The sequence below is a fragment of the Yersinia sp. LJYL362 genome (assembly GCF_048323875.1).
This window is the reverse complement of record NZ_JBLWEX010000118.1, coordinates 1-10873: the sequence shown is the minus strand read 5'-3', so window position 1 is coordinate 10873 and position 10873 is coordinate 1. Positions and strand designations below refer to the sequence as shown.

The window sequence follows — 10873 nt, the reverse complement described above, 5'->3', positions numbered from 1 at the left end:
ATTCCATAATCGCGCGGGCACCAAATGCGGTGGCAGCGATAAACCCGCCAAATAGCGTGGGAGCATCCGTTCCCAGATTGAGATCAGTGATAACGCCTTTTAGTCGCTGATTGGCATTCGGGGTGCGGCGGCCATTAAACCAATCCAATACCACTGGCAGATTATCAAGTGAGGGATTTTTAGCCCATTCAGCCGTCAGTGAAGCCAGCAGGGTAGATTCAATCTGTTTTAACTGTGGTTGTAATTCTGGTTGTGTCAGTGCAGCTTGATGCAGTGGCCAGCTCAATAAACGGCTGAACCAGGCATACATGTCACCGAATGCTGACTGGCCCGCTTCCATACCAATCCAGCCGGGAACCACGCTACCTTCTACCTGGCCACAAATCCCAGCAATCGCGCGGTCACCGACGAGCTTCTCATCGGCAATCAAAATATCGCAAGTAGAAGTGCCAATAACTTTAACCAAAGTATAAGGTTGAGCACCGGCTCCGACGGCACCCATATGACAATCGAATGCACCACCTGAAATAACCACAGTCGCAGGCAGCCCCAAACGCTCGGCCCATTCAGCGGTAATCAGACCGACCGGGCGTTCAGCGGTATAGGTATCAGTGAACATCGGGTCATCGAGTTGGCTGACTAAACTGTTATCAAGTGCGGCCAGGAATTCACGCGGCGGTAATCCTCCCCACGATGGGTGCCACAAGCTTTTATGCCCCGCAGCGCACCGACCCCGCTGAATATCTTTAGGAGCCGTGGTGCCTGAAAGTAGCGCGGGAACCCAGTCGCATAGCTCAATCCATGATACCGCTGCATCTCGCACCGCTTTATCGGCGCGCGTGACATGCAGAATTTTCGCCCAAAACCATTCAGAAGAGTAAACCCCACCGATATAACGCGAATAATCCTCAAATTCGCCACTGCGACATAACCGATTGATTTCTTCAGCTTCTTCTATGGCGGTGTGATCTTTCCATAGTACGAACATTGCATTAGGGTTTTCAGCAAAATCAGGACGTAACGCCAATACCTGACCTTGTGCATCAATCGGTGCGGGGGTGGAACCGGTGGTATCAACGCCGATGCCAATAATGTGTTGGCGTTGTTCTCCTGACAGGCGGCTAACGACTTGGCGGATAGCCTGTTCCATGGCTTCGATGTAGTCGAGGGGATGGTGACGGAACTGGTTTTGCGCAGCGTGGCTGTAGAGGCCTTTCTGCCAGCGAGGGTAGTAAACAACTTCAGTGTCTATCTCGGTGCCATCCTGACAATCCACCGCCAATACCCGAACGGAATCGCTGCCAAAATCCAACCCGAGCGAGATAGCCTCTTTTGTCAAAAAAGGGCGGTCTGCCGATATAACGTCGCCTGTCATGGTGGTTGCTCCTAACTCATTACTGAAAACAAGGATTCAAGGGCAATTACTTATTAATTACTAACCCTATTAATTGCTAACAAAGATAGGAGTGAGTGACAGCAAGAGGTGAGGAGTCAATAGCTGGAAGTATGCACTTTTCTGCTTCCTATAGCGTTTTTGTGATGCTAGTCAAAAGTTAGCAATAGGTTAAATTTGCTGAATACATGGATAAATAAACTGTAATCCCTGGATGTGATAGCGCTCTACATTCTGACACGTAATTAACGTTAAAACTGTTCCCGTCTTAGCGGATATGGTGAGGTTAGGTCGCTTTTAATAAAGGATTAAAGCTTATTAACGTTGAAAAACACGATTGATAACGTTTCCACTGAAAAACAATTGATTGTTGTTGGTGTTGATTAAATAAACAAAAAATATCTCTTCCTACAAAAAAAGTCCGGAGAACACTATGCATAAATTAACTAAAGCGCTGGCAGTGGTTGGGTTAGCGGCAGTTATGTCACATTCAGCTATTGCCGAAAGCATGAAACTAGGATTTTTAGTTAAGCAACCTGAAGAGCCTTGGTTCCAGACCGAGTGGAAGTTTGCCGATAAAGCGGGCAAAGATTTAGGTTTTGAAGTGATAAAAATAGCCGTACCCGATGGTGAAAAAACCCTAAATGCCATCGACAGTCTGGCCGCCAGTGGTGCGAAAGGTTTCGTTATCTGTACCCCTGATCCGAAACTAGGGCCCGCCATTGAAGCTAAGGCTCGCAGTTATAACCTGAAAGTGATCGCCGTTGACGATCAATTCGTCAATGCCAAAGGCAAACCCATGGAGAGCGTGCCATTGGTGATGATGGCGGCGACCAAAATTGGTGAGCGCCAAGGGCAAGAACTGTGGAAAGAGATGAATAAACGGGGGTGGCAGCCAGGGGAAACCGCAGTTATGGCGATCACTTCTGATGAGCTGGACACCGCGCGCCGTCGCACTTCTGGCTCAATGGAGGCATTGAAAGCTGCGGGCTTCCCGGAAAAACAGATCTACAAAGTTCCCACTAAATCCAATGATATCCCAGGGGCATTCGATGCCGCTAACTCTATGTTAGTACAGCATCCTGAAGTGAAAAACTGGCTGATCGTCGGGATGAACGACAACACCGTATTGGGTGGTGTGCGTGCCACTGAAGGTCAGGGCTTTAAGGCTCCGAATGTGATAGGCATTGGTATCAATGGGGTTGATGCGGTTAGCGAACTATCCAAAGGTCAGGCGACTGGCTTCTACGGTTCTCTGTTACCCAGCCCGGATATCCACGGTTATAAGAGCATTCAGATGCTGCATGACTGGGTCACCAAAGATGTTGAGCCAGCGAAATTTACTGAAGTGACTGATGTGGTGCTGATCACCCGCGATAACTTCAAAACTGAGTTAGAGAAGAAAGGCTTGATGTAATTCCACTACACGCTATGGCGCATCGGGGTCATTTGATATTTGGCCCCGCTGCAACCCAAACTTTATAAGGAAACCATCATGTCAGCACTCCATTCTGCGTTACAAGCCGAGCTGGAAGCCGAACAGTCACCGTATCTGGCTTTTTGTGGCATCGGAAAAAGTTTCCCCGGTGTGCAAGCGCTGGATGATATCAGTTTTACCTGTCAGGCCGGGCAAATCCATGCCCTGATGGGGGAGAATGGCGCAGGGAAATCGACTCTGCTGAAAATTCTCAGCGGCAATTACACCCCGACTCAGGGTGAGATTCATATTAAAGGCAAAGCCGTTAATTTTACCAATACCACCGAAGCGCTTGATGCGGGCGTGGCAATCATTTATCAGGAACTGCATTTGGTTCCGGAAATGACAGTGGCAGAAAATATCTATTTGGGCCAATTGCCCACCAAGATGGGCATGGTTGATCGTAAATTACTGCGTTATGAGTCCAGCTTACAACTCAAACATTTGGGGCTGGATATTGACCCCGATACGCCACTCAAATACCTCTCCATCGGCCAATGGCAGATGGTGGAAATTGCTAAGGCACTGGCGCGTAATGCCAAAATTATTGCGTTTGATGAGCCGACCAGTTCGCTTTCTGCACGGGAAATCGAGCAACTGTTCCGGGTGATCCGGGAGTTACGTGCTGAAGGGCGCGTCATCTTGTATGTCTCTCACCGTATGGAAGAAATCTTTGCGCTGAGTGATGCCATTACCGTGTTCAAAGATGGCCGCTACGTACGTACTTTTGATGATATGGATCAGGTGAATAATGATTCGCTGGTACAAGCCATGGTCGGGCGCAATCTGGGGGATATTTATGGTTATCTGCCGCGTGACATTGGGCCTGAGCGCCTGACTTTACAAAACGTTAAAGCCATTGGCGTGAAATCTCCCATTAGCCTAACCGTACATCAAGGTGAGATTGTCGGCTTGTTTGGGCTGGTCGGTGCAGGGCGCAGCGAATTACTTAAAGGGCTATTTGGTGGTACCAAACTGACCAGTGGGCAGGTGTTACTGGATGGCCAGCCGCTCACTATTCGCTCGCCGATTGATGCCATTACCGCCGGAGTCATGCTGTGCCCGGAAGATCGCAAAGCCGACGGTATCATTCCAGTACATTCGGTGCAGGACAATATCAATATCAGCGCCCGCCGCAAAACACTGACCGCTGGCTGCCTGATTAACAATCGCTGGGAACAAGAGAACGCCGCACTACGCATTCAGTCCTTGAATATCAAAACCCCTGGCCCTCAGCAGTTGATTATGAATCTCTCCGGAGGAAATCAGCAGAAAGCCATTTTGGGCCGCTGGTTATCTGAGGATATGAAAGTGATCCTGCTGGATGAACCGACACGCGGTATTGACGTCGGCGCCAAGCATGAAATCTATAACGTGATTTATGAACTGGCGAAACAGGGCATTGCCGTACTGTTTGCGTCGAGCGATTTGCCAGAGGTTCTTGGGCTGGCGGACAGAATTGTGGTGATGCGCGAAGGATCCATCTCCGGTGAGTTAAATCACGATGATGCCACTGAAGAGCAAGCGCTCAGTTTGGCGATGCTACGTACCCCGAATATTGCGACGGATACCGCACCAGCGGTGGCCTGATTGTGAAGGAGAAGATTGTAATGAATACATCCATGTCCAGCGTGACGTTAAGTTCAGATAAGAAACCCCCTGCATCACCTCAGTCGCAGCCACCGCAAGAGGCTCCCGCTAAAAGAGGGCTGGGGCTATCTCGCATTTGGGATAGCTACGGCATGCTGGTGGTATTCGCCGTGGTGTTTATTGGCTGTGTCATATTTGTGCCTAATTTTGGCTCCTTTATCAATATGAAAGGTTTGGGGCTGGCTATCTCAATGTCCGGGATGGTGGCGTGCGGTATGCTGTTTTGTTTGGCATCCGGTGATTTTGACTTATCTGTCGCATCAGTTATTGCTTGTGCGGGGGTCACCACCGCGGTAGTCATCAATATGACCGAAAGCTTATGGCTGGGGGTGGGGGCGGGTTTGTTACTGGGCGCATTATGTGGTCTGATCAACGGTTTTGTCATTGCCCGGCTGAAGATAAACGCCCTGATAACCACTCTGGCAACCATGCAGATTGTTCGTGGTCTGGCTTACATTATTTCTGATGGTAAAGCGGTGGGTATCGAAGATGAACGTTTCTTTGCACTCGGTTATACCAACTGGCTGGGTTTGCCTGCGCCTATCTGGATCACTATTGCTTGCCTGGCACTGTTTGGTTTCTTGTTGAATAAAACCACCTTTGGCCGCAATACACTGGCGATCGGGGGTAATGAAGATGCCGCTCGTCTGGCCGGTGTTCCGGTGGTACGTACCAAAATCATTATCTTTGTGTTGTCTGGTCTGGTATCCGCCGCTGCGGGGATCATTCTGGCTTCACGTATGACCAGTGGTCAGCCAATGACCTCGATTGGTTATGAGTTGATAGTCATCTCCGCTTGTGTGCTGGGTGGGGTATCCCTCAAAGGCGGGATTGGCAAAATTTCCTATGTCATCGCCGGTATTTTGATTCTGGGGACAGTGGAAAATGCCATGAACCTACTGAATATTTCCCCGTTCTCGCAATACGTGGTGCGCGGCTTGATCCTGCTGGCAGCGGTTATCTTCGACCGTTACAAACAGCTGGCTAAACGGACGGTATAAGTGCACGGATGACAGGAAAGTCCATAAAAACCCACCGTGGCTCACAATTCTGTTATCACTATCGGGCAGTTTGAAATCTGCCCGATAAACTGATGTATGACGGGTATAAGCGCATAAATGACACCAAGGAGACTCAATGTACCATCGAATGGTTCAGGAACCACAACCCAATCCCTTGCTGCCAGGCTACACTTTTAACGCTTATTTGGTGGCTGGATTAACCCCGATTCTGGCTGATGGACCACTCGATTTCTTTATCGACCGGCCCGGCGGCATGAAAGGTTATATCTTGAATCTGACCATTAAGGGGCAGGGCAAGATTTTTGATGGTGAAAACACCTTTTACAGTAACCCTGGTGATTTGCTGCTCTTTCCACCTAAAGCGGCACATTATTATGGTCGCTCACCTAACAGTGATTGTTGGTATCATCGCTGGGTCTATTTCCGTCCTCGGGCCTATTGGGCAGATTGGTTGGAGTGGCACAGTAAAACCCATGAAGTAGGGCGTTTATCCTTACCCAACAATAACTTGTTGCTGGAATTCGATCGTCTGTTTGCCAATATAGAACAGACACAAAAATCCGGACGGCGCTTTGGTGAAGAGCTAGGGATGAATTTGCTAGAGCGGCTATTGCTACGTTCAATGGAAGAAGATCCTCTCAGCCCGCAACGTATTATGGACCCTCGGGTGATCGAAGCATGCCAATTTATCACCGGCAATTTGGCGGGTGAGTTGCGTATCGATGAAGTTGCCCGCCATGTCTGTTTATCACCATCACGCTTGGCGCACCTGTTTCGCGAGCAAGTGGGGATTAATATCTTGCGCTGGCGCGAAGACCAACGGGTGATCCGCGCTAAATTATTACTGCAAACCACGCAAGAACCGATCGCGACCATTGGTCGGGTGGTGGGATATGACGACCAGCTTTATTTTTCCCGAGTATTCCGTAAACGCGTAGGGGTTAGCCCCAGTGATTTCAGGCGTCGCAGCATTGAAACCAATTATCCACAACGCAGCTTACGCCACCCTGAATGGCGCGAGAATGGCGAGGGCATCGTAAGGGTTTAATGCCGCTGGTCTCGTGCAGCAAAAAATTACCTCTTGTCGCGGGAATCATCATAGTGTCAAATCGATTGTATCGAGTGATACCGGGCAAGAGGAAATATGTGATGGCTGAAAAAATAAAAGTGGGTTTACTGGGTTATGGCTACGCCAGTAAAACATTCCATGCTCCCCTGATAATGGGGACGCCTGGGCTGGAACTGGCAGGGGTTTCCAGTAGTGATGCCAGTAAAGTTCATGCAGATTGGCCGTCAATGACTGTCGTTTCTGATCCGCAAGCCTTATTTGATGACCCTTCAATTAAACTTATCGTTATTCCAACCCCCAATGATACCCATTTCCCTTTGGCCCAACGGGCACTGGCAGCCGGTAAACATGTGGTGGTCGATAAACCGTTTACCGTGACACTGTCACAAGCACGAGATCTGAAGAAACAGGCTGACGAAGCTGGGCTGCTATTATCTGTATTCCATAATCGCCGCTGGGACAGTGATTTTCTGACATTAAAAACACTACTGGCGGAAGGTTCGCTGGGGAAAATCGTCTATTTTGAATCTCACTTTGACCGTTATCGCCCTGAAATCCGTCAGCGCTGGCGCGAGCAAGGCGGCGCTGGCAGCGGTATTTGGTACGATCTGGGGCCGCATTTACTGGATCAAGCGCTGCAACTCTTTGGTTTGCCAGACAGCTTAAATGTGGATTTAGGAATGCTACGTCCAGGGGCGCAGTCGGTTGACTACTTCCATGCCATTCTCAGTTATCCAGATCAACGTGTGGTGTTGCATGGCACCGTTTTGGCGGCGGCAGAAACTGCGCGTTATATCGTCCACGGTATGCAAGGCAGCTACATTAAATTTGGTTTAGATCCACAGGAAGACCGACTGAAAGCGGGTGAGCGTTTACCGCAGGCTGACTGGGGCTATGACATGCGCGATGGTGTCGTGACACTGTCACATGATGGTGTTCTGGCCGAGAAACCGTTGCTGACATTACCGGGTAATTATCCTGCTTACTATGCTGGGATCCGTGAAGCCATTTTGGGTACGACAGCCAATCCGGTGCCAGCATCTGAAGCGATTACGGTGATGGAGTTGATTGAGTTGGGCATTGCCTCTGATCAACAGAAAAAAACGCTGCCAGTTGTCACTGCACATTGAGTTAGACCTCTTCGTTTTTTTTAAACTATACCCAAAGCTATTGGAGTTGCGGGTAGGCAGCAAGCGAACAAATCCCGATGAGCTTACATCAGTAAGTGATTCGGGTGAGTAAGCGTAGCTAACACCCCCGCAGCTTCCAGAGCGAAGGGTATATTGAAGGAATACTTTTGCATGTCTTGGTTACAACGCTTACGAATAGATAAGTTCTTATTGGTACTCATACTGGTGGTTATTATTGCCTCCATCTTCCCTTGTGAGGGTGAGGTCAAAGTAGGGTTTGAACACCTGACGACGGCGGCTATCGCATTACTGTTCTTTATGCACGGTGCCAAACTGTCCCGCGCTGCTATAGTCTCCGGCATGGGGCATTGGAAACTGCATTTGGTGGTATTCCTCAGTACCTTTGCCCTGTTCCCGCTATTGGGATTGGGTATGAATGTGTTAGTTCCCGGGGTGTTAACGCCAACGCTGTATCTGGGGTTCCTGTATCTGTGTGCATTGCCAGCGACAGTGCAATCCGCTATCGCCTATACCTCGGTGGCCGGAGGCAATGTTGCTGCTGCCATATGTAGCGCCTCGGCATCCAGTATCCTCGGTGTATTCTTATCACCGATTCTGGTGGGGATGTTGATGCATACCCAGGGGGGCGATACTGATACTCTGCATGCTATCGGTTCTATCGTCATGCAATTGATGGTGCCGTTTATTGTCGGTCACTTATCACGCCCACTGATAGCCAAATGGGTTGAGCGTCATAAGAAACTGGTCAATATTACTGACCGGTCATCGATTCTGTTGGTGGTTTATGTTGCCTTCAGTGAGGCGGTAGTGCAGGGGATTTGGCATCAAATCGACGGCTGGTCGTTGCTGGCAATATTGGTTTGTTCAATGGTCTTGCTGACATTGGTGTTGGTCGTCAATACGTTGGCTGCCCGTTGGTTGGGCTTCAATACTGCCGATGAAATTACCATTGTGTTCTGCGGTTCGAAGAAAAGTCTGGCTAATGGAATTCCGATGGCTAATGTGCTGTTTCCTGCCTCAGTAGTGGGGGTTATGGTATTGCCGCTGATGATATTCCATCAGGTTCAATTGATGGTTTGTGCGGTATTGGCGCAGCGATACGCCAAACGGGTCGCCAGAGAGAATGCGGAAATGCTCACCGCGAAAACACACGAGACATTGTAACTGGCCAACTCCCGTTATCGAAGGGGCGACCGTACCGTTTCCCCTTCATTTGGCTTCATCAGTGACTCGAAGCGCGTAGAACTTTTTAGTGATACGCGCTGTTTTGATATCCTGCTGTTTAGTCGCGAATTTTGTCGCGCAAGGCCTGCTTTTCTTGCTCACTGATAAATGCCATTGTCAGGCCATTTTCTTGCGCCTGACGAATTTCTTGTGGCGTCAGGCCAGCTGCTGGTGCGGCAATATGATACTCATTAGCAATTTCAATTCCTTGAACCGCAGGGTCATCAGTATTGATAGAGGCTAATACGCCATGGCGCAAGAAGGTGGCTAATGGGTGAGTCGCCAGTGATGCCACGGTGCTGGTTTGAATATTGGATGTCAGACAGGATTCAATACCAATATTATGCTCAGCCAGATAATCCATTAGTTTGATATCTTCTACGGCTTTAACACCGTGACCGATACGTTCTGCCCCTAACTCGCGAATAGCCTGCCAGATGCTCTCAGGTCCCGCGGCTTCACCGGCATGGACGGTAATCCGCCAACCGGCATCGCGCGCGCGGTTAAAGTGACTGCGGAATAGCCCACCAGGGAAACCCAGCTCATCACCCGCCAAATCCAGCGCAGTAATAGCATCACGATGTGCCAGTAAACCATCCAGTTCTTGCAAACAGGCTTGCTCACCAAAAGTGCGGCTAAGAATACCGATGAGACGAATATCAATATCAAAATCACGACAACCAGATTGAATACCATCAATGACGGCTTCAACTACACCGGCGACGGGTAACTGATGTTTCATTGCCATATAGAATGGAGAGAAACGCAGCTCGGCATAATGTAAGCCCGCATTCGCGGCATCTTCCACATTTTCATAAGCCACACGGCGGCAGGCCTCCAAAGAGCCTAAAACTGCGACGCCCCAATCCAACTTCTGCAGGAAGCTAACTAAATCAGGTTCAGTTTTAGTGATTTGAACATGCGGGCGCAGAGCCTCTAACTCATCAGCAGGTAGCGACAGATTGAACTGACGTCCCAGATCCAAAATAGTTTGCGCACGAATATTGCCGTCAAGGTGGCGATGAATGTCAGTCAAGGGAAGGCGGGGGTCAATCATATGTGCACTCACTGGATGATTATGGATTAAGTGCAGAACATTATAAAAACAAATCAGTGAAAATATCCACCGTGTTGCATAAAAAAGTGATGAAAGTCCCATTTGGGCACCTTTTTATCTTTCAAAAGGTGCCTGTATAACCGACGCAAACTCGCTATTCCCGCTGTAAAAACCGGATCCCATTAATGAGTTTATCCATTCCGCTTTCAACTTTACTGCGCGAACAACCGACATTAAGGCGTAGGAAACCACGGCCTTCTTCACCATAGGTGAAGCCCGGCATAATGGCGACTTTCTGTTGCTCGATCAGCACGTTCTGCAATTGATTATCGTCAATATTCAGTGGCCGCAAATCTATCCACGCCAAATAGGTTGCCTGCGGCGGTTGCCAGTTTAAGGTGGGAAATGCTTCATTCAACCGCTGAGCAACATAAGCCAGATTGGCTTGCAGATAACGGCGTAATTCGTCTAACCAGGGTTCAGCCTGGCGGTAGGCCGCAATATGCGCCACGATGGCTAAAACAGCTGGAGAAGAGAGGCCATCACGACCCTTTAACATTTGGCTATAGGTTTCACGTGTTTCAGTATCACTGATAAAACCGTAAGCCCCGGTGAGGGCCGGAATATTAAATGTCTTGGAACCCGAGGTCAGTAAGGCCCAAGGTGTTTGACCGACCTGACTCCACGGCGTGTGCACTTGATTATCCCACGTCATGTCCATATGAATTTCATCACTGATGACCTTGACCTGATGGCGCTCACATAACTCGGCCATGTGGGCGAGTTCTGCTGCTGTCCAGACCTTACCGGTGGGATTATGCGGGCTGCAC

At 49.3% G+C, this 10873-nt stretch carries 9 protein-coding genes; 6 read left to right on the top strand and 3 right to left on the bottom strand.

What is annotated here, in order from left to right:
* Positions 1 to 1375, bottom strand: a 1375-nt coding sequence (locus tag ACNSO8_RS05365) for a ribulokinase (RefSeq protein WP_418394026.1), incomplete at its 3' end; no start/stop codon positions are given.
* A gap of 451 nt (positions 1376 to 1826) precedes the next feature.
* Between ACNSO8_RS05365 and ACNSO8_RS05360 the strand changes: the two genes are divergently transcribed.
* From ACNSO8_RS05360 to ACNSO8_RS05335, 6 genes are all read left to right on the top strand, one after another.
* The gene (locus ACNSO8_RS05360) at positions 1827 to 2810 is read left to right on the top strand and encodes an arabinose ABC transporter substrate-binding protein (RefSeq protein ID WP_019083140.1); all 984 of its coding nucleotides are present in this window, start codon (positions 1827 to 1829) and stop codon (positions 2808 to 2810) included.
* Positions 2811 to 2888: 78 nt separating this feature from the next.
* Positions 2889 to 4460, top strand: coding sequence for an L-arabinose ABC transporter ATP-binding protein AraG (araG, locus tag ACNSO8_RS05355; RefSeq protein ID WP_172653811.1), 1572 nt, complete (start codon positions 2889 to 2891; stop codon positions 4458 to 4460).
* Between the two features lie 32 nt (positions 4461 to 4492).
* On the top strand, positions 4493 to 5521 hold the full coding sequence (gene araH / locus ACNSO8_RS05350; RefSeq protein ID WP_418394027.1) for an L-arabinose ABC transporter permease AraH: 1029 nt from the start codon (positions 4493 to 4495) through the stop codon (positions 5519 to 5521).
* Between the two features lie 136 nt (positions 5522 to 5657).
* A complete protein-coding gene (gene araC, locus ACNSO8_RS05345) occupies positions 5658 to 6590 on the top strand; it encodes an arabinose operon transcriptional regulator AraC (RefSeq protein ID WP_019079453.1) in 933 nt (310 codons plus the stop codon).
* A 101-nt stretch (positions 6591 to 6691) separates the two neighbouring features.
* Complete coding sequence (locus ACNSO8_RS05340) at positions 6692 to 7741, top strand: oxidoreductase (RefSeq protein WP_019083136.1); 1050 nt, start codon at positions 6692 to 6694, stop codon at positions 7739 to 7741.
* A gap of 171 nt (positions 7742 to 7912) precedes the next feature.
* Positions 7913 to 8926, top strand: coding sequence for a bile acid:sodium symporter family protein (locus tag ACNSO8_RS05335; protein ID WP_019083135.1), 1014 nt, complete (start codon positions 7913 to 7915; stop codon positions 8924 to 8926).
* A 118-nt stretch (positions 8927 to 9044) separates the two neighbouring features.
* Here the strand turns inward: ACNSO8_RS05335 and add are convergent, their stop codons facing one another.
* Both add and ACNSO8_RS05325 read right to left on the bottom strand, forming a co-directional pair.
* Complete coding sequence (gene add, locus ACNSO8_RS05330) at positions 9045 to 10043, bottom strand: adenosine deaminase (RefSeq protein ID WP_026017839.1); 999 nt, start codon at positions 10041 to 10043, stop codon at positions 9045 to 9047.
* Between the two features lie 154 nt (positions 10044 to 10197).
* A partial coding sequence (locus ACNSO8_RS05325; RefSeq protein ID WP_418394025.1) for an aminotransferase class I/II-fold pyridoxal phosphate-dependent enzyme occupies positions 10198 to 10873 on the bottom strand: 676 nt, incomplete at its 5' end.